The organism is Paenibacillus sp. RC67, assembly GCF_030020805.1.
Classification (GTDB): Bacteria; Bacillota; Bacilli; order Paenibacillales; family NBRC-103111; genus Paenibacillus_S.
Genome location: NZ_CP125098.1, coordinates 2,850,957 through 2,876,558, shown reverse-complemented (window position 1 = coordinate 2,876,558; position 25,602 = coordinate 2,850,957). Strand labels below are relative to the sequence as shown.

Annotated in this window: 29 protein-coding genes; all 29 read right to left on the bottom strand. The window is 43.4% G+C overall.

Annotated features, from left to right (window positions below; translation table 11 throughout):
* Nucleotides 1-68: 68 nt before the first annotated feature.
* The 29 genes from QMA13_RS13115 to fliM all read right to left on the bottom strand — a co-directional run bounded on the left by QMA13_RS13115 (nt 69) and on the right by fliM (nt 25,593).
* Nucleotides 69-1,211, bottom strand: a complete 1,143-nt coding sequence (locus tag QMA13_RS13115; RefSeq protein ID WP_282941862.1) for a 1-deoxy-D-xylulose-5-phosphate reductoisomerase — start codon at nt 1,209-1,211, stop codon at nt 69-71.
* A gap of 21 nt (nt 1,212-1,232) precedes the next feature.
* A complete protein-coding gene (locus tag QMA13_RS13110; protein WP_282941860.1) occupies nt 1,233-2,030 on the bottom strand; it encodes a phosphatidate cytidylyltransferase in 798 nt (265 codons plus the stop codon).
* A 20-nt stretch (nt 2,031-2,050) separates the two neighbouring features.
* On the bottom strand, nt 2,051-2,818 hold the full coding sequence (locus QMA13_RS13105; RefSeq protein WP_282941858.1) for an undecaprenyl pyrophosphate synthase: 768 nt from the start codon (nt 2,816-2,818) through the stop codon (nt 2,051-2,053).
* Nucleotides 2,819-2,876: 58 nt separating this feature from the next.
* A complete protein-coding gene (gene frr / locus QMA13_RS13100) occupies nt 2,877-3,431 on the bottom strand; it encodes a ribosome recycling factor (RefSeq protein ID WP_282941856.1) in 555 nt (184 codons plus the stop codon).
* 5 nt (nt 3,432-3,436) lie between these two features.
* Nucleotides 3,437-4,162 (bottom strand): UMP kinase, encoded by a 726-nt coding sequence (gene pyrH / locus QMA13_RS13095; RefSeq protein ID WP_282941854.1) that lies wholly within the window; start codon nt 4,160-4,162, stop codon nt 3,437-3,439.
* A gap of 196 nt (nt 4,163-4,358) precedes the next feature.
* Nucleotides 4,359-5,009: a translation elongation factor Ts gene (gene tsf / locus QMA13_RS13090; protein WP_282941852.1), complete on the bottom strand. Its 651-nt coding sequence runs from the start codon at nt 5,007-5,009 to the stop codon at nt 4,359-4,361.
* Nucleotides 5,010-5,099: 90 nt separating this feature from the next.
* A complete protein-coding gene (rpsB, locus tag QMA13_RS13085) occupies nt 5,100-5,798 on the bottom strand; it encodes a 30S ribosomal protein S2 (protein ID WP_028550454.1) in 699 nt (232 codons plus the stop codon).
* Between the two features lie 205 nt (nt 5,799-6,003).
* Complete coding sequence (locus QMA13_RS13080; RefSeq protein WP_282941850.1) at nt 6,004-6,507, bottom strand: hypothetical protein; 504 nt, start codon at nt 6,505-6,507, stop codon at nt 6,004-6,006.
* A complete protein-coding gene (locus QMA13_RS13075; RefSeq protein WP_282941848.1) occupies nt 6,494-7,084 on the bottom strand; it encodes a DUF6115 domain-containing protein in 591 nt (196 codons plus the stop codon). Before QMA13_RS13075 ends, QMA13_RS13080 begins: the two co-directional genes overlap by 14 nt.
* A 42-nt stretch (nt 7,085-7,126) precedes the next feature.
* On the bottom strand, nt 7,127-7,393 hold the full coding sequence (locus QMA13_RS13070) for a hypothetical protein (RefSeq protein WP_282941847.1): 267 nt from the start codon (nt 7,391-7,393) through the stop codon (nt 7,127-7,129).
* Between the two features lie 86 nt (nt 7,394-7,479).
* Complete coding sequence (locus tag QMA13_RS13065; protein WP_282941845.1) at nt 7,480-8,886, bottom strand: flagellar assembly protein A; 1,407 nt, start codon at nt 8,884-8,886, stop codon at nt 7,480-7,482.
* Between the two features lie 24 nt (nt 8,887-8,910).
* Nucleotides 8,911-9,696, bottom strand: a complete 786-nt coding sequence (locus QMA13_RS13060; protein ID WP_282941844.1) for a FliA/WhiG family RNA polymerase sigma factor — start codon at nt 9,694-9,696, stop codon at nt 8,911-8,913.
* Nucleotides 9,697-9,714: 18 nt separating this feature from the next.
* Nucleotides 9,715-10,140: a hypothetical protein gene (locus tag QMA13_RS13055; RefSeq protein ID WP_282941843.1), complete on the bottom strand. Its 426-nt coding sequence runs from the start codon at nt 10,138-10,140 to the stop codon at nt 9,715-9,717.
* A gap of 3 nt (nt 10,141-10,143) precedes the next feature.
* A complete protein-coding gene (locus QMA13_RS13050; RefSeq protein WP_282941842.1) occupies nt 10,144-10,638 on the bottom strand; it encodes a chemotaxis protein CheD in 495 nt (164 codons plus the stop codon).
* Entirely contained in the window at nt 10,635-11,255 is a 621-nt protein-coding gene (locus QMA13_RS13045) for a chemotaxis protein CheC (protein ID WP_282941840.1), read from the bottom strand. The genes QMA13_RS13050 and QMA13_RS13045 overlap by 4 nt, the downstream gene beginning before the upstream one ends.
* Before the next feature lie 4 nt (nt 11,256-11,259).
* Nucleotides 11,260-11,721 (bottom strand): chemotaxis protein CheW, encoded by a 462-nt coding sequence (locus QMA13_RS13040; protein WP_282941838.1) that lies wholly within the window; start codon nt 11,719-11,721, stop codon nt 11,260-11,262.
* 54 nt (nt 11,722-11,775) lie between these two features.
* On the bottom strand, nt 11,776-13,833 hold the full coding sequence (locus QMA13_RS13035) for a chemotaxis protein CheA (protein ID WP_282941836.1): 2,058 nt from the start codon (nt 13,831-13,833) through the stop codon (nt 11,776-11,778).
* A 57-nt stretch (nt 13,834-13,890) separates the two neighbouring features.
* Entirely contained in the window at nt 13,891-15,015 is a 1,125-nt protein-coding gene (locus QMA13_RS13030; RefSeq protein ID WP_282941835.1) for a protein-glutamate methylesterase/protein-glutamine glutaminase, read from the bottom strand.
* 48 nt (nt 15,016-15,063) lie between these two features.
* A complete protein-coding gene (locus QMA13_RS13025) occupies nt 15,064-15,945 on the bottom strand; it encodes a MinD/ParA family protein (protein ID WP_282941834.1) in 882 nt (293 codons plus the stop codon).
* Nucleotides 15,938-17,251, bottom strand: a complete 1,314-nt coding sequence (gene flhF / locus QMA13_RS13020) for a flagellar biosynthesis GTPase FlhF (RefSeq protein WP_282941833.1) — start codon at nt 17,249-17,251, stop codon at nt 15,938-15,940. Before flhF ends, QMA13_RS13025 begins: the two co-directional genes overlap by 8 nt.
* Nucleotides 17,248-19,281: a flagellar biosynthesis protein FlhA gene (gene flhA / locus QMA13_RS13015; protein WP_282941832.1), complete on the bottom strand. Its 2,034-nt coding sequence runs from the start codon at nt 19,279-19,281 to the stop codon at nt 17,248-17,250. Before flhA ends, flhF begins: the two co-directional genes overlap by 4 nt.
* A 23-nt stretch (nt 19,282-19,304) precedes the next feature.
* Nucleotides 19,305-20,396, bottom strand: coding sequence for a flagellar biosynthesis protein FlhB (gene flhB / locus QMA13_RS13010; protein WP_282941831.1), 1,092 nt, complete (start codon nt 20,394-20,396; stop codon nt 19,305-19,307).
* Nucleotides 20,397-20,415: 19 nt separating this feature from the next.
* Nucleotides 20,416-21,195, bottom strand: coding sequence for a flagellar biosynthetic protein FliR (gene fliR / locus QMA13_RS13005; RefSeq protein WP_282941830.1), 780 nt, complete (start codon nt 21,193-21,195; stop codon nt 20,416-20,418).
* An 11-nt stretch (nt 21,196-21,206) separates the two neighbouring features.
* Complete coding sequence (fliQ, locus tag QMA13_RS13000; protein WP_282941829.1) at nt 21,207-21,476, bottom strand: flagellar biosynthesis protein FliQ; 270 nt, start codon at nt 21,474-21,476, stop codon at nt 21,207-21,209.
* Nucleotides 21,477-21,510: 34 nt separating this feature from the next.
* Nucleotides 21,511-22,242, bottom strand: a complete 732-nt coding sequence (gene fliP, locus QMA13_RS12995; RefSeq protein ID WP_282943386.1) for a flagellar type III secretion system pore protein FliP — start codon at nt 22,240-22,242, stop codon at nt 21,511-21,513.
* Nucleotides 22,243-22,268: 26 nt separating this feature from the next.
* Nucleotides 22,269-22,910, bottom strand: coding sequence for a flagellar biosynthetic protein FliO (locus QMA13_RS12990; protein ID WP_282941828.1), 642 nt, complete (start codon nt 22,908-22,910; stop codon nt 22,269-22,271).
* 46 nt (nt 22,911-22,956) lie between these two features.
* On the bottom strand, nt 22,957-23,319 hold the full coding sequence (locus QMA13_RS12985; protein WP_028550434.1) for a response regulator: 363 nt from the start codon (nt 23,317-23,319) through the stop codon (nt 22,957-22,959).
* A gap of 29 nt (nt 23,320-23,348) precedes the next feature.
* A complete protein-coding gene (gene fliY, locus QMA13_RS12980; RefSeq protein WP_282941825.1) occupies nt 23,349-24,605 on the bottom strand; it encodes a flagellar motor switch phosphatase FliY in 1,257 nt (418 codons plus the stop codon).
* Nucleotides 24,595-25,593, bottom strand: a complete 999-nt coding sequence (gene fliM / locus QMA13_RS12975) for a flagellar motor switch protein FliM (protein ID WP_282941823.1) — start codon at nt 25,591-25,593, stop codon at nt 24,595-24,597. The genes fliY and fliM overlap by 11 nt, the downstream gene beginning before the upstream one ends.
* Nucleotides 25,594-25,602: the final 9 nt, after the last annotated feature.

The following is a 25,602-nucleotide window of genomic DNA, read 5'->3' as shown; positions in this document are numbered from 1 at the left end:
GCCGAGCCATGTTATGAACATATTATCTTGTCAATGAAATGATGCTAGGGAATTCACATTTATCCATATTAACTTCCCATTCGTGCTATTTGTCTAGCCCAAGTATCCGCGGCTGTTATTTGTTCCAAATTTGGATTAGAAACCGTCTCATGTTTATCCAATGCCGTTGCTATAATGTCCTCGATTTGCAAAAACCCGATTTCACCCTTCAAAAAGCGATCGACTGCGACTTCATTAGCCGCATTGAATACAGTCGGTGCTGTACCGCCCGCTTTGCCGCTATCAAACGCCATTTTCAAGCAAGGAAACCGTTCGTAATCCATTTCCCGGAACGTTAATTTCCCAATAGCAGCCAAATTCAAAGGTTGAGATGGTGTTTGCATCCGGTTCGGATAAGTCAATGCATATTGGATAGGGACACGCATGTCAGGATTGCCCAGCTGGGCAATAATGCTGCAATCAGCAAATTCAACGTAGGAATGAATAATACTTTCCGGATGGATTAGCACCTCAATTTGCTCGTAAGGAAGATTAAACAACCAGTGAGCCTCAATGACTTCCAGCCCCTTATTGACCATAGTGGCGGAGTCTATTGTAATTTTGGCGCCCATAGACCAGTTAGGATGCTTTAAAGCCTGCTCTACCGTAACATCCTTCAGCTGATCTCGCGTGAGATCCCGAAAAGATCCTCCCGAAGCGGTAATCATAATTTTTTTAATGTCTTTCTTCGATTCACCGTTCAAGCACTGAAAGATAGCCGAATGCTCACTATCAATAGGAATCAGCTTAACGCCATAACGTTCTGCTTCAGCAGTAACCAAGTGTCCTGCACTGACCAAAGTTTCTTTATTAGCCAGCCCGATATTTTTACCCGCTTGTATCGCTGCAAGAGTAGGTTGAAGCCCCTGGCTCCCAACAACTGCCGTCACGACATCTGTAGCTTCAGTACCCGCAGCGATTTCCAATAGACCTTGCTCTCCGTAAAACACCTGTGTACCTGCCGGTACGTGAAGTTTAATTTCTTCGGCAAGCTCTTTGGTTGCTACTGAAACCTTAGAAGGACGAAATTGGTTAACCTGTTCCACAAACAGCTTAACATTATGCCCCCCTGCCAGACCAACAACTTTAAATTGATCCGGATAATGTGAGATCACGTCCAGCGTTTGCGTTCCAATTGAACCCGTAGAACCAAGAATGGAAATATGCTTCATGTTTCACCTCAAACAATCGATTTATACGTGGGGAATTAACGACAGCAGATGAACTATCGGAAACACGATCAACCAGCTATCGCACCGGTCGAGCACACCGCCATGGCCTGGCAAAATAGCCCCCGTATCTTTAATGCCTTTCACGCGTTTATAAGCGGATTGGATTAGATCCCCCATTTGTCCGACAATAGCGATAATGACACCAAGCAGCAGCGCTTGCTTCCATGAGAGCAGCTCTGGTGAAACAAGTGAGAAACAAATAGCTACTACAATGGAGAGAATGGCACCGCCAATTGCGCCCTCAATCGATTTCTTAGGACTAATCGTTGGCCAAAGCGGATGCTTCCCGATTGCAGATCCTGTGAAGTAAGCCCCTGAATCCGTTGCCCAGATACAAAAAAAGACAAGAAGCGTCCAGAACATACCGTTTTCCATAACTCGAGTCTCAATCATGTAATGAAAACCAATACCTACGTATACCATCCCTAAGAACATCATAACTACATGATCAATAGTTACTTTATTCTTGGAAACCACGGTAGCACATAATAAAATGAACATAAATAACCATATCAAACGGTCCATGGAGCCAACTGATGCCAGTTCAAATGAAGCCCAGGGTATCGTTAAGCACGCTGTACCTATGTATCCAAAAAGGGCCGTTATCTTGTTATTCGTCAGCCCGTTCATTCGCAAAAATTCGTTGAAACCGATCAGAGACAGAATGACAATCAATCCGGCAAACCAATAAGTGCCCAGATACAATAGAATCATAAAGCCTAACCCGGCCACGACTCCAGTAATGATTCGCTGTTTCAAATTCATTCCTCCAATAGCTGCTACAATCCACCATATCGACGAGCGCGTCGTTGGTACTCCTGAATCGCCTCATAAAAATGCGACTCCGAAAACTCAGGCCAACACAAATCCGTAAACCATAATTCCGAATAAGCCAACTGCCACATCATAAAATTGCTAATGCGAAGCTCGCCGCTCGTACGAATCAATAAGTCAGGATCTGGCAGTGGATGGGTTAACAAGTATTGACCAAATTTTGATTCGTCTACCTCATCTAATGAGATTCTTCCGGAGACAACATCTTCCGTAAGCTTCTTGACGCCCGATAACATTTCTTTGCGGCTACCATAGTTCAATGCAAAATTTAATATAAGGCCCGTATTGTCCTTCGTTTGCTCGATAGCTTTCTGAATCGCATCTAACGTATAGTTCGGCAGCCCCTCTTGCCATCCCGTCATTCGGATTTGCACATTATTTGCGATAAGCTCATCAATCTCTTTAGGAAAAAACTCAAGCGGAAGCTTCATCAAATATTCGACTTCTTCCTTCGGTCTTTTCCAATTTTCCGTTGAAAATGCATATAAAGTTAACACTTTTACGCCGATTGAATTCGCTGCCATTGTAATTTTCTTCACATTTTTCATTCCCGAATGATGCCCTGCAATGCGCGGCAAACCACGCTTCTGAGCCCATCGTCCATTGCCATCCATGATAACCGCAACATGGTTCGGAATATTATCGGCGTCTATACGTTCTATCCATTCGTCATTCTGAGCCTTGCTTCCAAACCATTTTTTGAAAGGCATCATTTCTTTTTCCTCCAATAAGGAAAGTGTAAAAGCCCCCTCGAAAGGGGGTCTTCTATCATTATACTTCCATGATTTCTTTTTCTTTAGCTGCCAGTACTTTTTCAACTTCACCAATAAATTTATCCGTAAACTTCTGAATATCTTCCTGATGCTTACGGGATTCATCCTCAGAAATGCCGGCTTTTTCAAGCTTTTTAATATCGTCATTCGCATCACGGCGAACGTTACGAATAGCGACTTTAGCTTCTTCACCGAATTTACGAGTCATTTTGACCAATTCGGAACGACGCTCTTCAGTCAAAGCTGGAATAACAATTCGGATCATTGAACCGTCGTTAGAAGGCGTGAGACCCAGATCGGATTTCATGATGGCCTTCTCAATTGCGCTAACGGAACTTTTATCCCAAGGCTGTATCATAAGAGTACGGGAGTCCGGTGTATTGATATTAGCCAATTGGTTAACAGGCGTCATCGATCCATAGTATTCCACTTGCACACGGTCCAACAAGGCCGGAGTTGCCCTGCCAGCTCTAAGGCTGGACAATTCTTTTCTTAACGAGCCGATAGCTTTTTCCATGCGGTCTTCCGCATTCTTTTTAATGGATTGTGGCATAATCGTTAAACACTCCCTTTTACAATCGTACCTATTTTTTCTCCGAGAACAACTTTTTTAATGTTGCCGCTCTCGGTAATGGAAAACACGATTAACGGAATATTATTGTCCATACAAAGAGAAGAAGCCGTGGAATCCATTACACCTAGATTGTTGCTCAAAACTTCCATATAAGTCAACGTTTCGAACTTTTGTGCTGTAGCATCCTTGAAAGGATCCGCGGAGTAAACTCCATCCACTTTATTTTTAGCCATTAGAATAACTTCCGCTTCAATCTCAGCCGCTCTTAAAGCAGCAGTTGTATCAGTCGAGAAATATGGATTTCCCGTACCAGCTGCAAATATAACAACCCGACCTTTTTCCAGATGGCGAATTGCTCTTCTGCGGATATAGGGCTCTGCTACCTGCTGCATTGTAATGGATGTTTGTACTCGAGTTGGTACATCGATGGTCTCCAATGCATCCTGAAGCGCCAAGGAATTCATTACGGTTGCCAGCATGCCCATATAGTCTGCTGTAGCCCGGTCAATCCCTTTTGCGCTACCGGCGATTCCTCTCCAAATGTTTCCGCCGCCAACAACAATAGCGACCTCTACATTCAATTCAACAACCTCTTTTACTTGCGCTGCGATGGAGGAAATCATATCGGAATCAATTCCGTACCCTTGTTGACCTGCCAGTGCTTCACCGCTCAGTTTCAATATGACTCTTTTAAAGATTGGCTGTACCAAGCTTTACTACCCCCGTTCGTAAATCAGCTGTCTTGCCTGTTTATGTTTAAAAAAAGAAGGAACACTAAGTGTTCCCACGTTTTACTTTTCCGTATTTATGTACGGTAAATGATAACTTTCCGTTTCGGCGGCAACTTATCATTTACCGTAAGTATATCCAAATAAGCAAAGATACGTTCTTAACGAAGCATCTTGATTATTTTTTCACTTGAGCCATTACTTCTTCAGCAAAGTTCTCTTGTTTTTTCTCCAAGCCTTCGCCTAGTTCGAAACGAGCGAAACGACGGATCGTGATGTTCTCACCGATTGTTGCTACTTTTTCATTAACCAATTGACTGATAGTTTTGTCTGGATCTTTAACGAAAGGCTGCTCCATCAAGCAGTACTCTTCGTAGTATTTGCCAAGACGGCCTTCTACCATTTTTTGAACGATGTTAGCTGGTTTGCCTTCGTTCAAAGCTTGTGCAGTCAAAATTTCACGTTCTTTATCCAAAGCATCTTGAGGAACTTCTTCACGACGAACAAACAGCGGGCTCGAAGCTGCGATATGCATAGCAACGTCTCTAACAAATTCACGGAATTGATCCGTTTTACCAACGAAGTCTGTTTCACAGTTAACTTCTACCAATACGCCGATACGGCCGCCAGCGTGTATGTAGGATTCTACAGTGCCTTCAGTAGCGATACGACCTGCTTTGTTAGCCGCTGCGGACAAGCCTTTCTCACGAAGGATATCAGCTGCTTTGGACAAATCACCATTAGCCTCTTCCAACGCTTTTTTACAATCGAGCATTCCTGCTCCTGTTCTCTCGCGCAATTCTTTTACCGATGCTGCATTAACCGCCATGATTTGGCCTCCTTATATTTTGTCTATGACCCTAAAAAAAGGGCGGTGAAAGGATTTTGCACCTTTGAACCACCCTTTCCTATTCAGCAATTAAGCTGTTGTTTGTTCACCTTGATGTGCTTCGATAACTGCGTCAGCAATTTTAGCTGTCAACAATTTCACCGCACGGATTGCATCGTCGTTACCAGGGATAACATAATCGATTTCGTCCGGATCACAGTTAGTATCAACGATACCAACGATTGGGATTCCCAATTTGCGAGCTTCTGCAACTGCAATGCGCTCTTTACGAGGGTCAATTACGAACAATGCGCTCGGAAGACCTTTCATATTCTTAATTCCGCCAAGGAATTTTTCCAAACGGTCTTTTTCCTTGCGAAGAATAATAACTTCTTTCTTAGGCAGCACTTCGAATGTGCCATCTTCTTCCCACTTCTCAAGCTGTTTCAAGCGATCGATACGCTTTTGGATAGTTTGGAAGTTAGTCAGTGTACCACCCAACCAACGTTGGTTGATGTAGTACATACCGCAACGCTCAGCTTCTTCCGCAACGGAATCTTGAGCTTGCTTTTTGGTACCTACGAACAAAATCGTGCCGTTTTCGTCAGCAACGGATTTTACGAAGTTGTAAGCTTCTTCCACTTTCTTGACCGTTTTTTGTAGGTCGATAATATAAATTCCGTTTCTTTCAGTGAAGATGTAACGATCCATTTTTGGATTCCAACGACGGGTTTGATGACCGAAGTGTACCCCAGCTTCCAAAAGCTGCTTCATGGAGATTACTGCCATCTTCACACACCTCCTCTAAATTGGTTTTTTGGGTCTCCTCCGCAAGGTCGCATTTTCGACATAAAACTACCGGAATCGGCAGCACCATTACGCGAATTGACCTGCGTGCGTTTTAACACCGTCAATAAATATACCACAACTGATTATCGTATGCAACATCTTCTATTATTAGAACAAAAGCCTAACCTCATACAAGGTTAGACTCTTATTGTGAAGTTAAATTCGTAAGCACTTGTGTCAGATCCTGAGGGACTTTGAAAACATGAACTCCCGCTACGATCTTATCATTAAGCTGCTGCTTATACATAGCATCCTCAAATGCTTTACGATCTGCTATAACCCCACTCTGCTGCAGCAAATCGGCTACATTGCCTGCTGTGAGGCCTTTGGATATAAAGATGTAGGTTTCCTTCACCGAATCTTTGGCTGTCTGTGCTGGAGCCGCTGCAGCTTGTTTATATTTCTCCTCCTTCAGCTTTTGCTGAATAAGAGCGTCCGTCTGTGCCTGGTTATATAGTTTTTGATCCAGCTCATTCACTTGATAGTATTTAGACGCAGCTTCCTTCAGCTTCTGCTTGTCCATCTCCTGTAGTTCTATCCCTTTAGCCTGCGACTCAGATGATACGGCAACATTCATGACCTGCAGCAGCAAGGCACCAGCTATGAGTCCAGTACCCAATCCCAGAAGCAATGATCTATTTTTGAGCATTCAACTGTTCCTCCTGCCTGGCTAGTTGAAGGATCAGATTGACCTCACCTTTGTTCATGTTCATTTTTTTCGCTATACTATCAATCGATTTGCCTTGCTCGTACAGCTCAAACAGTTCTGCATATCTGCTTCGAATATTCATTCCTGATTCTTCATGCTGTATCTCTGCATCCTCAGTAGTCTGATCCTGCATATCCTCTTGCTGAGCAGCTGCAGATTCACGAAAGCCACTTATCCCCGTATCCATTCGTTGATCAAGCTTTTTTTGGAGCTCCTCGTATGCCAGCCCAAGCTTCAGAAATTCTTGATTGGAATGTGCAAACTGATATTCCAAAGCTTCAATTCTAGAAGACAGCCTGGCATGGTGAACTTCGTTATCTTTTTTTATGTCGGCTAATTGGCGAATTAATGCCTCGTTTTGTTCTTCCAATTCTCCTGCAAAATGCTCCATGGTTTGTTCTATTTCATTGATGCTGGGTGCTGCCTTACTGCTGGATGTGCTCACTTTTGGCACAAGTGTGGCATAAACAATGAACACCAAACCAACGAGCACAATGTATACCCAAGGTTGATACATAACAACCACCTTTTTCTGCTAGTCAGGATTCATCTGAGCTGTTTAAAGAGAATAATCGATGTGCTTTCCTTTAAAAGGATGCTCGTTCATTTCTGAATGAGCAGGTATCTCGGCAGCGCTCTCTTTTTTTCTTGGAGACTTTTTGTTTTGCTGCTCTGATTTTTCTTTATCTTTTTCAAAAAGTGTTGCTTTGTGGGTATTCTCGCTTTTCCCAGTCACATGCCTATCTTTCTCCGTATGCTTCAACGCATCATCGGCAAGTAAAGCTTGATCTTGAACCGGTTTGTGATTCAATTGGTTTTGTTTCAAACCGGCCTCATCGTTTTTATGTAAAACAAATTGCAGCTCTACGGGCCTCAAGCTCATCGCAATCCCTCCCTAAGCTCTTTATGTATTTATGTAATAGGTAACATGGCAATGTCCCCGTTCGACAATTGAAACTTTACGTGGGACACATGATCTTTTATAAATTTGGTGTATCTTCCTATAACAATTTTAACTCCACTATATATAGTAGAAACAACTTCTACCTTGGCTTTATCCGAGTCTTCGAGCGAGCGTTCGATCTCGAATATACGTTCTCTGCAGTTGGTCTGTTCTTCACCAATTTGTTTTTTAGTATTATTCAGTTTGATACGCATAGCCACTTTATCCGGACTAAGCTGTCCTACTGCCGCTAATTGATCGAGTAATGCTAACGCTTTCTCTGTTTTGTCAAAGTTCTCATTTACCGACCTTAATTGCGCACGAAGTTGTACCAGTTCATTCCGCAATTCAGGCAGTACTCCAACTTCAATAACGGTTGCAGTGGACATGGAATTTCCAATCGTTCGTGCTATGACATTCTCGCCTGACTGAATGACCCCACCGACGATCAACCCTTTTGTCCCTTTGCAAACAACATTTTTGGATGCGCGAATATTGGAATGCATTATGCTTTGAGTCACTAAAACTTCTTCCGCAATGACTGTTGCATCTTGAATGAAAGAGCTTTTAACTCTTATTCCAGCACGAATCATAGCCTTATTATGACCCAGTATGCCGGCATTGATTTCAATTGAGCCTTCCGCTTCCAGGTCGGCGCCTTCCACGCTTCCAGTAATCCGTATATCTCCGGACGCCTTAATTTTAAAACCGCTTAATACGTTACCGCGAATAACGACAGAGCCCACAAAGTCAATGTTACCTACGTTGTAATCCACATCGCCATTGACTTCAAAAATAGGAAACACGTTAATTTTATCGCGCTCCGTTTTAACTATCATGCCATCAATAGCTGCGTATAGCGCCTTTTGTTCCGGGTCTGCAACCACATTTTTACCGATTTTCAGGCGAGCTTCTTTACCTTCCTTGGCAGTCAGCACCTCACCGGTAACTGCTTTTCCGGGAATCCCAACGGTCGCAGGCATCTTCTGGGCTAACAGCTGGCCTTTGCGAACATTGCTGATAGTCGTTATCTCTCTAAAATCGACTTTACCACTTTCAAGTTCGGCAGGTTTTTTCGAATCATTAGTAACCTCATATGAAAGCTTAATATATCCGTCTGTTCCTGCTACAGGCGAACTTCCTCTCGCAACGATAGTTTTAGCTTGAAAGTAAGCTTTTGGATTGCGGGCAATTGAGGCAAGCATGTCCAAATCAATGCCATGAACAACTTTATATGAATTTAGCAATTCTTCCAACTGGGTTAATGAAACAGCCAACCCTTCTTCAATTTGCTTAAAGTGTAAAAAAGCTTGCGCCTTATCATCCGACAATGAAATTTCTGCATAATAACTTAGCGGAATTGAAGGTTCACTCATTATTCTCCCCCACTTTCTTTCCGATCAAGTTTCTTGAAACAATTGTGTCTTAAAACGGCCTAATGAGCCCCGAAGACGTAGAATCGCTTTGGAATGAAGTTGTGAGATTCGTGATGGTGATAAACTCATGACTTCCGCTATTTCGCTTAATGAGAGCTCCTCATAATAAAACAAGGAGACCACCGTTCGTTCCTTTTCCGTTAGACGTTCTATCGCCTTTGATAAAGTCTCTTTTAAGTAAAATTCATTGACCTTATATTCTGGATTTTTGGCCTTCTCATCAATCAACAGTGAAAGCCGGGTCTCAGAATCCTCTTCACGTATAGGATCATCAATCGAGCAAACGGTTGTAATCGCAATCTCCTGAACCATCTGATGAAATTCATTTTCGCTTACCTGCAAATAGGAGCTTATTTCCGCGTCCGTAACTGAACGCAAATACTGCTGCTCTAGCATCTGGTACGCTTCTTCTATTTTTTTGGACTTTTCTCTAATGGAACGCGGTACCCAATCGCCTTGACGCAATCCGTCTATAATAGCGCCGCGAATCCTCCAAGATGCATAGGTCTCAAACTGCAGCCCACGTTCATAATCAAACTTTTCGATTGCATCGATTAGACCCATTACACCGTAGCTGGCCAAATCGTCTTTTGATACATTTTTGGGTAGACCAATAGACAGACGGTTCGATACATATTCGACCAGTGGCAAATAATTCTCAATCAGTGACTGTTTTGCTTCAATTACACCGAGTTCCTTCCACTGTTTCCATACATCGATATTCGGTAAATGAGATTTTTGCTGAATCATAGCCGGTTGTCACCACCCTTATTCTTCCGTCATACGACGTACCGCTTGTGCCATCTCTCCTGGTTCCATGCTGTTAGTCTTGCTGGACAGCTTCGGTGGATTCAACGGTGCAAATCCTGAATCCATCGCGGGTGCTTTCGGATCAAGCGTATCCTTTAACATTTGATGAATCGATGCATCGTCGTCCGGTGTCTGAGCGTCAAAAGCTGTACCTTTGCTCTCATCGTCTACAGACGTTTTCTTCGAGTCCGTATTCAACTGATTAAGACCCCCGATCGTCCCAAGAACCCACCGGAACAAAAAGACGAGGATAAACACTATAAAAAAGCTGTATATACTCCTAAGTAAGCTCGTCATCCAAATATTTGTTGAGATTGAGCTTATAAACGTAATTACTAATGAAATAAGGCCGATAATAAAGTTCCAACGAATTGTTCCAATCATAAGCTAAAGCTCCTTCACTCCCTGTTGAACACTTCGAATGACCAAGGTGCCTGTTTCACAATTAAACTCAATCGTCCTACCGTAGTTGCCGCCTGTATCTTCGGCCTTCAAAGGAATTAAATAATGCTTTAACATTTCTTTGCAGGACTCTACATTTCTCGGTCCGATCCTCATGGTGTCGGAACTCCCGCCAAATGCGAACATTTGTGAACCACCGGCCATTTTGGCTTCCATTCTTTTTATAGAAGCGCCTAGGCTTTCCATCCTCTGAATCATTTCAGGAACGGCCGTATCCGCATACTTGGCAATGTTGAGCTTTCCCTCTCTTGCAATTTCTGAGGTTGGCAGCATAACATGAGCCATGCCCGCTACTTTCGCTTTAGAATCATAAAGAGTAAGTCCCACGCAGGACCCCAAACCCGTCGTCTTCAACACTCCGGTCAAGTGAGTAACATTCAGATCTGCCATGCCTACCTTGATAAAATTATCCTGGATCATAGAGAATCTACTCCCAGGGCTTTAAAAATTTTACCGAACGATTCCGGATCAGGAATTAAAAAGAAGTGACCCTTTACTTCTTCATTACCATCCAAAAACTTCGTATCAATTAATAATGCATGGTCGCCCATTTGACCGAATTGAAGGAGACCAAAGCTCAGAATAGCTCCTGCCATATCAATGGCAATGGATGGAACGGTTGGCGACATCGCCAATTGCGTGAAATCAGCAAGCGAGGATAAATAGGACCCCGCCAAAATATTGCCAATCTCACATAAAGCAGAAAGTTCCATCTCTGTATAATTTTCGTCATGAGTCGCCATAATTCCTACTAAACTGCGCAATAATTTTTTGGCGGACTCCATCGTCATGATAAAAAAGAGATTCCCCGGTGTTTCTCCTTCAACTCGAAGGAAAATGGCAATAACCACTTCTTCCGCACCGCCAACGCTATCGGCGATTTCTTCAAAAGCAACTACCCGGACTTTCGGGACAAGCATATCAACGGGCTTATCCAAAAGCTTGGATAAAGCCGTTGCCGCATGCCCCGCACCTATGTTGCCGACTTCCTTCAGCACATCCATTTGAAAATCTGCCAGTCGGTTGAATAATTCCACGTGATTACTCCTCTAGGCTTTCTAGTTGGATTATTTCACTCTTATTCAATACTTCATGCAGGTTCAACAGAATCAACAATCTGCTCTCGCCAACCTTAGCAATCCCCTGCAAATACTTAGCTTTAATGCCTCCAACAATTTCCGGCGGATCCTCAATGTTGTCCGTATCCACATCAATAACATCATTAGCGGAATCTACGATCAAACCAACTTCGATATCGTTTACGGCAACAATGATGATTCTTGAACTGTCTGTAAATTCGCTTTCTGGGAACCCGAATCTGCCCCTAAGATCAATAACTGGCGTTACGACACCGCGCAAGTTAATAACCCCTCTTACAAATTCAGGTGTCTTAGGTACTCTTGTCATCGGCTGCATCCGTTCGATGGTACGTACCTTTTCTACCTCTACACCATATTCCTCATGTGCCAGAGCAAAAACAATGACTTTGATTTCTTCTCCCATATTCCTTGCCTCCCTTAAAATGTGTACAGAATAGGAAACGCTGTGACTTATAAATTACTTTATTAATGCATTGGTATCGATGATTAGCGCCACTTGGCCGTCTCCTAAAATCGTAGCACCGGAAATGGCGAACAAGTTCGTTAAATATTTGCCGAGAGATTTCAACACAATCTCCTGCTGTCCGATAAACTCGTCAACAACAAGAGCAGCAAGTTTCTCACCTTTGCGGATCACGACGATTTGCGTCTCGCCTTCAGCATTTTCTACCGTATTGGGTACATCGAACAGCTTGCCTAGTGAAACCAATGGAATAACACTATTACGGTAGTTAACCATTCTATTTCCGTGTACAACTCGAATTTGATCCTGCTTGATCGCAGCTGTTTCTACAATGGAGGATAAAGGTATTGCGTACTTCTCATTGCTCAATCGGATTAGCATTGCGGAAATGATAGACAGCGTGAGCGGAAGCTGTACAGAGAACTTAGAGCCTTTGCCCCATTTCGATTCAACTTGTACGGTTCCCCCTAAGCTTTCGATCTTCGTCTTTACAACGTCCAGACCTACACCACGACCGGATATATCTGATATTTTATCTGCTGTGCTGAACCCGGATGCAAATAAAAGCATGTACACTTCTTCATCCGTCATTTTGGATGCCTGGTCTTGTGGAATGACACCGTTTTTCACAGCAATGCTGAGCACTTTTTCACGATTGATGCCTCGGCCGTCATCCTCAATTTCAATAAAGACGTGATTACCGCTATGAAAAGCTCGCAATTGAATCGCTCCAGTCTCTGACTTGCCGGCACTGATTCGATCGCTCACAGGCTCGACGCCATGGTCAACAGAGTTTCTCAGCAAGTGCACCAACGGATCACCGATTTCATCAATTACGGTACGATCCAGTTCGGTATCAGCCCCGGTAATGATCAGATCCACTTTTTTATTCAAAGTTTTTGCCACATCACGAATCATGCGCGGGAACCGGTTAAATACCGTATCGATAGGAACCATTCGAAGCTTCAATACAATATTTTGTAAGTCGCTGCTAACCCTACTCATATGCTCTACGGTTTCAGTTAAATCGCTTCTTTTCACTTCACTTGCTAGCTGCTCCAAGCGAACGCGATCGATCAGCAATTCACTGAACAAATTCATTAAAGTATCCAGACGCTCAATATCGACCCGGATTGTCCGGTTCGCAACAGGGGCATTGGCAGGTGCCGCCGGCTTTTTGACTTCCGTATTAGCGGGTACTGATGGATTAGCTGCTGGTTCTGCTGGAGCAGCCGCAGCCGCAACCTCCATTTGAACTTGCTGCACAGGAAGTTTCATTAAATCATCCAGCTTCGCTTGATCTAACAAAGTGACGGTCGCCTTATCAATCTCCGATACGCTGGCCACTTGCTTTTCCAGGCTATCCTTATCAATATGGGAAATATAAAATACGGAGAATTGGTTATCAAATCGTTCCTGCTCGATGTCTTCAACAGAAGGAGAACATTTAATGACTTCCCCGTTCTGCTCCAAAATATTGAACACCATATAAGCTCTGGCTGCTTTAAGAACGCAATCCTCGCGAACTCCTACCTCAACAAGACAAACCGATAAGCCAGCTTCAATCGATTGTTGAATAATGGATAATTGAAACTCATCCAATGCGGCCTCTTGCGATGCTTCTTGCTTGGCAGTAGAAGACGTTGAGGCTGCTGCTCCAGCTTTCAGATAGTCACCGCTGACGATAGACTTAAGCGAAGCCACAATCTCTTGAACATCCAGCTTGCCGGTTCCGCCTTGAATAATATCCTCAACCATAGCCTCCAGAGCATCCAAACTCTTAAAGGTACAATCAAAAATAAAGGAGTCCATCTTCAACTTATGATTACGAACCAAATCCAGCACATTTTCCATTTCATGGGTCAAAGACGCTAGGTCCTCAAAGCCCATCGTAGCTGACATTCCTTTTAGCGTATGCGCCGAACGAAAAATATGATGTACGATGCTTACATCCTCTGGACTATTTTCCAAGCTAAGCAAATTGTCGTTCATCGCCTGCAGATGTTCTCTGGATTCATCAATAAACATCGATAAGTATTGATTTAATTCCATAACCACACACCTCCGTCAATATAATCCAATCCTATATGTACACCCACAGTACATCGGCTAATGAATTACAGCCTGTGTTAACTGTTGGGCTATTTCCTGTTGAGGCAATATATGTGTAACGCATTGAAGCTCTATCGCAGCCCTCGGCATACCATAGACAATGCAAGTTTCTTCTGACTCAGCAATCGTGGTTATGGCTCCCGCCTGTTTCAAGGAAAGCATTCCTTTAGCACCGTCCGATCCCATTCCAGTCATCAAAACGACATGACGCTTCAGTTCCTTCAAAGGTAGAAGAGACTCGAACAATACATCAACCGATGGTCGATGCCCATTCCTTGGGTCTTCCTTGCTCAAATAAATTTTATACATTCCAGGGCCATTGCGAGCAACCATCATATGATATCCACCTGGTGCGATATAAGCACATCCATTATTTAAAACCATGCCATTCTCTGCTTCCACTACATGCAGCGCCGAGACCGAATCAAGTCTTTGAGCTAATGATTTGGTGAAATTAGGAGGCATGTGCTGAACAATAACGACAGGAGCGGGAAAATCAGCCGGGATATTCGAGATGACCTGATGCAGAGCACGTGGTCCCCCAGTCGAAGTCCCAATCGCAACCAATTGCTGAACTTGGCTAGGAGCTGCGGTTACGGGTTTTGCTGGATTCGGAAGCTCTGCTAACGCAGCTGTTTCCTGCTTCGCAATAATTTCTTTAGCTGCCCTGAGTTTTTCAAATATCGTTGATCTTATCGGATTAGCTGAAAACTTGGCAGCGTTAGTCTTCACTGCAATGTGAAGCTTTTCTAATAACAAGACTTTAACCTTGTGTAGATCTAACGAGATGGAACCTGAAGGCTTACCAACAAAATCGACAGCGCCTCGTTCTAAAGCAATAATCGTTTCTCTGGCTCCCTCTTGCGTTAAACTGCTTAACATAATTACAGGAGTAGGCTGCTCTGACATGATTTTCTTCAGTGCATCGAGCCCATTCATCAATGGCATTTCAATATCCATGGTTACGGCATCCGGCTTGAGCGTCTTTACCATCTCTACCGCTTCGATGCCATTCTTGGCAGTTGCCACGACTCGGAATTGAGGGTCCTCAGAGATCAGATCTGTGATGATTTTCCTCATAAAAATCGAATCATCGACAACTAGTATGTTATAGGTTCTCATATGAAGTCATTCCCCCCACAGGTTGTCTGATTTGTTAGTAAGAGGATGCTATTGTCTCAAATATTTCATCATTTTTGACATGAAGCTCTTCACAGCACCCTCTTGCTGCTCTGATTGCGACTGTCTGGATATATAATCATCCGCCAATCTGCTTATCGATTGCGAGGCAGCGCAGGTAGGAAATTGGACTGTAAAAGGTACTTGCTTCTTGACGGCTTTGGATACATTGCTGTCATCATAAACAAAGCCTAAAGTTGGAATATCCAATTTCAGAAATTGTTTTGCGACCATGCTAATCTTATCCGCTGTTTGTCTTCCTTCCTTCCAATCAGACACGCGGTTCACTAGCAATTTAAATCGAATGGAGTGCTCCATCGAACTTACCATTTTAATGATGGCATAAGCATCCGTAATGGATGTTGGCTCGGGAGTCGTTACAACAATCGTCTCTTCCGCTGATAGAATAAACTTCAACGTTTCTTTGGACAAGCCCGCACCTGTATCGAAGATAATAAAGTCAACCGTTCCATTTAACTGCATTACCTGCTCGGCAAAATAGTCAAGCTGCTCTTCCGTTAATCGAATTAAATCCTGAAAGCCGGAGCCTCCTGCAATAAACTGCAATCCACCCGGGCCACGCTCAATGATTTCCCAAATCGTTTTTTCTTTTTTCAGCAGATGATACAGGCTGTACTTGGCTGTGACGCCCATCAACACATCTATATTGGCTAAACCAATGTCAGCATCGAAAACAAGAACCTTAAATCCTTTTTTTTGTAAGGTTAATGCGAAATTCAACGTAAAATTCGATTTACCCACTCCCCCTTTACCACTGGTAACTGTGAGGATACGAGTCGAAGTTGAATCACGCTGCTTCTGCTGATGCTGATGGAGAATTAGATTCCTGAGCCCCTGCGCCTGATCATTCATCCTGGATGACCCCCAATATCTGGTCAATGATCTGCTGCTCATTCAGCTCTGTAATATCTTCTGGAACGCTCTGCCCATGAGTCACGTAAGACATTTGAAGCTGAAAATCATTGACCAAATTGATGATGGAGCCATAGGTATCCGTCTCATCCATTTTTGTAAACAACACTTTATCTAGCTTAAACTTCGTAAAGTTCTCGGCGATAGCTTTCATATCCTTATACTTGGTCGTCAAGCTCAGTACAAGAAACGTTTCATTCTTTCCTTCTGACTGTAGCAAGGCATTTAGTTCGGAAACATACATTTCGTTTCGAAAATTACGTCCAGCCGTATCCATGAAAATGATGTCACGATCTTTCATTTGCTCAAAGGCTCTCGGCAGATCCTGTGGAGAAAAAACAACCTCCAATGGAACGTTGAGAATGGTACCGTATGTCTTCAATTGCTCTACTGCGGCAATTCGATACGTATCGGAAGTGATAAATCCGACCTTACGGTGATATTTAAGCACTTGCTCTGCAGCTAGCTTGGCAATGGTGGTTGTCTTACCAACACCAGTAGGACCAACAAAATGAGCTACTTTTGTATCGTGATCGAGCCGTTTGTTCGTTCCTGGTACAAACAGTTCCTGTAATTGTGTTTCTAATGAACGTCGAACCTCACGTTCCGTAAAGGGAGTACCGTCGACTCCAGCTTCTTCTGCGGCTCTTGCCATCAAGCGCTCTACGATCTCAGGCTCGATTTCCTGATCCAACAGACGCTGCTGCATTCGTTCTAGTATAGGATCCACCGATAAAGCTTGGTTTCCTTGAACAGATAGCTGATGCATATACTGCTTCATTTGTTTTATTTCCTGTAGCAGCATATCATCTCTGGTTTGCGAAGCGTGTGTCTGAATCGGGTTCTGAGCTGAAGTTTGGGAAATGAGCTTCGGTTCAGGAGCTGCTTCTGGCACAAGCACATCAGGTACCTCAGGAAAAGCTAAGTTTGTTTTATCCTCAGAAATGGGACTCACTTTCTTCGGCGTCGGTCTGGCATAGGTTATAACTTCTGAAGCATTAGGAGCAGCTTGTTTTGAAAGCGGTACGACAGGTTCGCTAAACCCCTTAGTTATCGTAGGAGCAGCTGCTGCTGCAGCGGAATCTGTCGCTGCAATAACTTCAATCTTTTTCTTAGAGAACATGCCTAGAAATCCGCCGGAGCGAATTTCTTTGGTGTTCAATATGACAGCATCTTTACCGAGGTCAGTCCGTATTTTTTGCAGCGCATCCGGCATGGAATCAACGACATAACGCTTCACTCTCATAGATTAACGACCCCCATGCTTTGAATTTCGACGTTGGGCTCGAGTTCACTGTATGACAGGACCGGAATGTCTTGCATCGTTCTTTCAAGCAGCTGTCTCAAATACATCCGAATGGTTGGTGATGTGAGGACGATAGGCTGCTGACCTGATTGAATAAGTCTTGTAACTTGATCCGTTATCCGTTGGTAAATCATTTGAGTAGATGAAGGATCTAGCGCTAAGTAGCTTCCTTGGTCTGATTGCTGTACCGACTCGGCAATTTTCTTCTCCAACGAAGGGCCTACGGTAATTACCTTCAACGAATCGCTGCCTGTTGCAAATTGCTGCGTGATTTGTCTTGACAAGGATTGTCTAACGTATTCCGTTAATATTTCCGGATCTTTAGTGTATGTACCGTAATCGGCCAACGTTTCCAATATAGTGACCAGATCACGAATTGAAATTTTTTCACGAAGCAGCTTGACCAGCACCTTTTGAACATCGCCTATTGATAATACGTTTGGAATCAAGTCATCCACAAGAGCTGAATAACTCTCTCTGACATTTTCGATAAGCGACTTCGTCTCTTGGCGCCCTAACAGCTCGTGAGCATGTTTCTTAATCACTTCCGTCAAATGAGTTGCGACGACAGAAGGCGGATCAACCACCGTATAGCCAGATAGTTCTGCACGTTCCTTCATGGCTTCATCAATCCACAATGCCGGCAATCCAAAGGCAGGCTCCAACGTATCGATACCTGTTATGGAATCATCATCAAAGCCTGGACTCATTGCTAAATAATGATTCAATAGCAGCTCGCCTCGAGCAACCGTATTCCCTTTAATTTTAATTACATATTCGTTTGGTTTTAATTGAATGTTATCGCGAATACGAATGACCGGAACGACTAGCCCCAATTCAAGAGCACACTGCCGACGGATCAGGATGATGCGGTCAAGAAGGTCCCCACCTTGTTGTGTATCTGCTAATGGAATTAAGCCATAACCGAATTCAAATTCAATAGGATCAACCTGGAGTAAGCTAATAACACTTTCGGGACTGCGTACTTCTTCGATCTGCTGCTCCTCCTCCATCTGGTCCTCTTGTGCTTGTTTAAGCACCAGATTGCGCTGCATTTTCATTGCTGCATAGGCTAGAAGAGCTGCAATTGGCAAGGTTGTCCACAAGTGAATCGGTGTAAAAATACCTAATAAAGTAATGGTTCCTGCAACAATATACAGCAGCTTAGGATACGATAAAATTTGAGAGGTCAAATCGTGAGCAAGGTTCCCCTCGGAGGATGCGCGAGTTACAATCAAGCCTGCCGCGGTAGAAATTAACAATGCGGGAATTTGGCTGACCAATCCATCACCGATTGTTAAGATCGAGTAAATGGACCCAGCTTCTTTAATGTCCATCCCTTTCATAGTCATCCCAATAATGAGACCACCCAAAATGTTAATGATTAGAATGATGATCCCTGCGATGGCATCACCTTTCACAAATTTACTGGCACCGTCCATCGCCCCGTAAAAATCCGCTTCTCGTGATATTTTCTCACGACGTTCTTTTGCTTGTTGTTCGTTAATCAGTCCTGCATTCAAATCAGCATCGATACTCATTTGCTTACCGGGCATAGCGTCCAATGTAAATCGAGCAGCTACCTCGGCAACGCGCTCAGAACCTTTGGTAATGACAATAAACTGGACGAGCACAAGGATAATAAATACGACGAAGCCTACAACTATGTTCCCTTGGGCAACGAAAGAACCAAAGGTTTTGACCACATTACCGGCCTCAGCGTTCGCAAGAATATTGCGGGTTGTCGAGACGTTAAGCGCCAATCGGAATAGTGTGGTAATGAGCAATAAAGAGGGAAATATGGAAAACTGCAGCGCATCCTGAGTATTCATTCCTACCAGGATAATCATCAGCGCTATCGAAATGTTAATGATCAGCAGGACATCTAACAACCATATGGGTACAGGTACAACCATCATAAGTATGATACCGATGATGCCAATCAACACAACTAGGTCTTTCATTTTCATTGCAGATGTCCTCCTTTCCTCCATTAGTTTGCCTTGCCTTTAACCTTATACACATATGCTAAAACTTCGGCCACAGCCTGGAATAGATCCGCTGGAATGCTTTCTCCGATTTCTACCTGAGCATACAGCGCCCGGGCCAAAGGCTTATTTTCCATCGTAATAATCTGGTGTTCCTTTGCAACTTGCCTTATTTTCAAAGCGATGTAATCCGTTCCTTTCGCTATGACAGTAGGTGCTTGCATGTTTTTGGCATCATAGCGCAGTGCAACTGCAAAGTGAGTCGGGTTAGTAATAATTACGTCCGCCTTGGGCACGTCTTGCATCATGCGCTGCAAAGCCATTCTTCTTTGCTTTTCACGAATCTTCCCTTTAATTAGAGGGTCACCCTCCGTTTTTTTGTATTCATCCTTGATGTCTTGCTTGGACATGCGAATGCTTTTTTCAAATTCATACTTCTGGTACATGTAATCGAGGAGTGCCAGAACGACGAGTACAAGCCCGATCTTAATTCCTAATTTCAAAGTGACGGAAGAAGTAAATAGGACAACATTTTCTAATGGCAATCTTGCCAGATCCATCAGTTGGCTCTTCTCCGCCCAAAGCGTTGAATATACGATGTAACCGATAATCGACATCTTCAAAATCGATTTAATGAAGTCAACCAAAGCTCGAAGTGCAAATAATTTTTTAGCACCCTCTATAGGATTGATTTTGTTAAATTTCATCATTAAAGGATCGCCTGTCAAAATAAAACCGATCTGCAAGTAGTTACTGAAAATCGCAGTCACTACTGTGACCAACAATATGGGGGTTATAATCAACATACTCTGCATGAACAATTGCCTGAAAAGCACCCAAATGTTCTCCATCGTAATATCCCATGTCAAGTAATCATAGAAGATGGAACGAAATACATGAACGAGCTGATCTTTCATATAACCGCCAAAGATGTAGAACGAAAGAAAGGCAAAGAACAAGATAAATGCAGCAGGCAATTCCATGCTTTTGGCAACTTGCCCTTTTTGCTTGGATTCCTGCCGCTTTTTCGGGGTGGCCGGTTCCGTTTTTTCTTGGGAAAACAATTGTAAATCCAGCTTCAAACGAAAGGTTTCCAAGTCGTTCCAGTCCTCCCGATTATCCTGTTAGCAAGCCAATAAATTTTTGCATGGAGTCCAGCATCGACGTAAACATGTCCGTATAAACGTAACGGTAGCCAGAGAACAGCAAGGTGAACAAGATAAAACCAATGATGATTTTCAGTGGCATACCCACTACAAAAATATTGAACTGAGGTGCTACTCTAGCAAGAAAGCCAAGCCCCACATCCGTAAGGAAAAAAGCTACGACTAACGGTGCTGCCATTTGAAAGCTGATTCTGAACACGCTTGTAAACGTTCTGATCATGAACTCAGCGATGTCTCCACTGTACATTTTGGTGAACAGCGAATTGGATAACGGAATCCAATCATAGCTTTCCATAATGGCTTTTAGTAACAAATGATGACCATTAAAGGACAAAAACAACAGAATTGCTATCATGTACTTCAAGTTTCCCATAACCGGGCTCTGAGCCCCAGTCATCGGATCAATGACGTTAGCAATACCGAACCCCATCTGGATATCGATAAATGCTCCTGCAATAAGTACGATCTGAAAGAACATATAGGCGATAAACCCTAGCAAAAGACCGACTAATATTTCTCTTATGACCGATAGCATGTACAACGAATCGAAAGTTGCCGGATTGTTCATCCCAAACAAAGTAAAAGCCATCAAAGTTACAAAAAATGCAATCCCGATTTTAAAATGCTGTGGTACGTTCCTGGCCGAAAATATAGGAACCACGACAAAAAACGAGGCAATACGACAAAAAAACAGCATAAAACCTGGTAAATATAGTGTCACCCATTCCATTTACTCACAGCCTAGCCGATAAATTTATATAAGTTACTCAACAGGTTATAAGTAAAATCAACCAGCGTTGTAAGAATCCAAGGCCCAAAAATCAAGAACGATACCAACACAGCAACGATCTTAGGAACGAAAGCCAGCGTCTGCTCTTGAATTTGAGTGGTTGCTTGAAAAATACTAATGATCAAACCTACAACTAAACCGATTAATAGCATGGGGGCGCTGGCTTTCAAGACCGTATAGACAGCCTCACCGGCCAATCGAATGACAAACTCGGAACTCACGATTATTCTCCTCCTGCACGGCCAAATGTAGTGATCATGTATTGTAGCTAAGCAGCAAGGATCTCACAACAAGATACCAGCCATCAACCAATATGAAGAGTAAAATTTTAAAGGGCAGCGAGATCATGACCGGTGGCAGCATCATCATCCCCATGGCCATTAATGTACTGGCAACGACCATATCGATAACCAGGAATGGAATGAAGATCATAAAGCCCATCTGGAACGCCGTCTTCAGCTCGCTGATGGCATAAGCAGGAACCAATGCTGTCAATGGAGTATCCTCTACCCCGCTAGGCGGTGCCGCTTTGGAATAATCCAGAAATAGCTTCAGATCCTTTTGTCTCGTATATTGAAACATAAACTTTTTCATCGAGACCGAAGCTTTGTCCAATGCAGCGGTTTGCGAAATTTCTCCCTTTATGTATGGCTGTAAAGCATTTTGATTCACGTCACCCAAAGTTGGTGCCATGATGAAAAAAGTTAAGAATAAAGCCAAGCCTACCAATACCTGGTTAGGAGGCATTTGCTGCGTTCCCAATGATGTACGAACGAATCCAAGAACAATAATAATTCTTGTGAAACTTGTCATGAGAATGAGAATAGCTGGTGCTATACTCAGTACGGTCAGCAACAAAATGATATTGATGGTATTGGAAGCTCCCGTGGTGCTGTTGGAGCCGCCAATATCAATGTTGATTCCTGGAATCGGATCAGCCGCATAAGCTTGGGTGGTGCACAAAATGCTAATTGCTAACAAGGACATGATAGTAAATGCCAATGCCTTTAATTTCATGGTTTATCATTCAACCGATCTTTGTTATTATCATCCATCAGCAGTTCATCGACCCTCTTTTTGCGATCGGACAGATGCTGCATCTTATCGTGGAACACTTGCTGGAAAGAAGCCGTAATATCTTCATCCTCAGGCTGCTCCTGCTTGTTCCTCAGCTTATTCCACCAACCGCTCAAGGATTCAAAATTAGGAGTTCCAATGGAGTTATTCGTCAGCATGTTCGTTATGTAGGTAGCTTCTTCCTCGTCATCAATCTTTTCGATGAGCTGGACATTATCCCCGACACCGACAATATAGAGTGAACGTCCGATTTCTACGACTTGAATCGATTTGTTTTGTCCTAGCGGTACTCCTCCAAGCGTACGGAGGGACCGCCCGAACAAAGATTTATTTTTTTGAGAAAGAAACTTAACAATTACTAAAAAGATTCCGATAATAACAATAAGGAAGAAAACAACTTTAACGACCATCCACAGCGTGCCAGCTGTATCCGCTCCGGGATATGCAAAATCAGGCGCGTCTTTAGACGAATGATCTGATGGAGTGCCGGGTTCCCCGTAACAAACGATCGAGAAACCGGCTAATTGAATCATCCCCATAATAAAGAACGATGTGAATCTGGTTAAGAGTCTGTTCAAGTTTCACATTCCTTTCGGCTTATGTAAGACTCTCCCCTATGTATCATTATCCCAGCGTCTTTTTAATTGCTTCTATAACGCGGTCCGCTTGGAAAGGTTTTACGATAAAATCTTTTGCTCCTGCTTGAATGGCATCAATAACCATCGCCTGCTGGCCCATAGCGGAACACATGATGACTTTTGCATTAGCATCAATTTTTTTAATTTCCTTCAATGCTGCAATACCGTCCATTTCAGGCATTGTGATATCCATTGTAATTAAGTCAGGACGCAATTCTTTAAACTTCTCAATGGCTTGTGCACCATCGTTAGCTTCTCCTACAACCTCGTATCCATTCTTGGATAAAATGTCTCGGATCATCATTCTCATAAAAGCTGCATCGTCTACAATCAAAATTCGGTTTGCCATGGGTGAACAGTCCTCCTAGTGTATGTTTGTTATTGTAATTTCTGAATGCGATCCCATTGATTCACAATGTCTGTAACACGAACCCCGAAGTTTTCATCTATGACGACAACTTCACCTTTAGCAATAAGCTTATTGTTTACTAAAATATCGACAGGCTCACCAGCTAGTTTATCCAACTCAATAATGGAGCCTTGAGAGAGCTCAAGTATGTCCTTAATCACCTTATGGGTTCTTCCAAGCTCAACAGTAACCTTGAGAGGAATATCCAATAACAGATTCAGATTTGTATCCTCAGCAGGCGATAGACTCATCGGTGTAAAGTTAGAAAATTGCGCAGGTTGTACATTCACATTGCGATTAGGTCCCGTTCCGTATGCAGCTGGCTGTTGTTGATACATAGGCTGCTGTGGCGGTACCATGGGCTGTTGATACATGGGCTGCTGCGGTTGCATTGTCGGTTGTTGATACATAGGCTGCGCATAGGGATCCTGTGCCGGTGGGGCCACTTGCTGCTGAGGAGCAGGAGCAGGTTCCACTACCGGTGGAGCAGGAATAGGCGCAGGTGCTGCTGCAGCTGCTGATTCTTCTTGGCTGTCTCCCCCTCCCATCAATGTTGAAACCATGTCCCTCGCGAAATTTACCGGAAGTAACTGCATAATCGTGGAGTCGATTAAGTCGCCGATTGTCAAACGGAAGGAGATTTTGATAAATACATCTTCGGGAGGAAGCGACGAAGTTCCTCCTTCTTCCGCTAAATTTAGTATATCAATACCTGGAGGTGAAATGTTCACGAAACGGTTAAATATTGTTGACATTGATGTCGCGGAAGATCCCATCATCTGATTCATCGCTTCTTGAACGGCGCTAATATGAATTTCTGTAAGCTCTCCCTCAGGCGCAGTGCCTTCTCCGCCCATCATAAGGTCGGCAATAACTTGAGCGTCACGAGTTTTAATAACTAAAAGGTTAATTCCATGAAATCCATCTACATAGTTTACATGGACGGCAACGTGTGGTTTTGGAAATTCATCAATCAACGCCTCTTTCGCAACAATCGACACTTGAGGTGTTGTAATATCGACTTTTTTCCCCAACAGAGTCGACAAAGCTGTCGCTGCGCTGCCGAAAGTAATATTTCCTATCTCGCCAAGCGCGTCCTGCTCCAGTGAAGATAAATAATCTTCAACAACGACCTCGGTGCTCGGGCTTGCTGAACTATCACCGGAGGATTGTCTTAACAATGCGTCAATTTCCTCTTGAGACAAATAATCTTTACTATTCGTCATTTTCCTCAGCTCCTTCATCAACAATATCGGTAATTTGCAATGCTAATTTCCCACGAGTCGTTCCCGGCGTTCCGTAAAATTTCAGCTTCTCGCCAATACGAATCTTCAGTAATTCATCCACCGGTTTTTGCAATGAAATCACATCACCGACATTTAAATTCAGGAATTCTCCAACGGAAATTTGTGACTCGCCAAGTTCCGCGATAATAGGAAGCTTAGCTTTGTGAAGTCTGGATTGCAGCGCTTGGACTTCCTCTGGCGCACTTGTTTTCTTCTGAGACACGAACCAGTGATGAACCGAAAGCCTTGGCATAATTGGCTCGATAACGACGTGAGGGATACAAAGATTGATCATCCCTGTTGTGTCACCTATTTTGGTGCTTAACGATATCAAAGCAATCGTTTCGTTCGGTGAAACTATTTGCATAAACTGTGGATTGGTCTCCAATGCTTCCATACGAGGTGAAAGATCAATGACCGTTTTCCACGCTTCCTGCAAGCTCTCGAACGCTCTGCTGAAAATGCGCTCCATGACAATCGTTTCTATTTCCGTAAGGGCGTTAATTTTCGATGGTGTCGTTCCTGTCCCGCCTAAGAGACGATCCAGCATCGCAAATGCAACGTTAGGATGAACTTCGAGAACCATTCTTCCTTCCAATGGCTCGGCCTCAAAAATATTGAGGATGGTCATTTTGGGAATGGACCGAATGAACTCATCGTAGGGCAGCTGCTCCACCTGCACGACATTGATTTGTACAAAAGTCCTTAGCTGCGCTGAAAAATAGGTTGTTAAATAACGGGCAAAGTTCTCATGAATTCTTGTTAAGCTGCGAATGTGATCCTTAGAAAATCGTACGGCTCTTTTAAAATCATAAGCACGAACCTTTTTCTGAGTCTCTTCCTTCTTTAGTTCTTCCGCATCCATTTCACCCGAGGATAACGCAGCCAATAAGGCGTCAATTTCGTTTTGTGAAAGTACATCAACCATAAGCGTCAC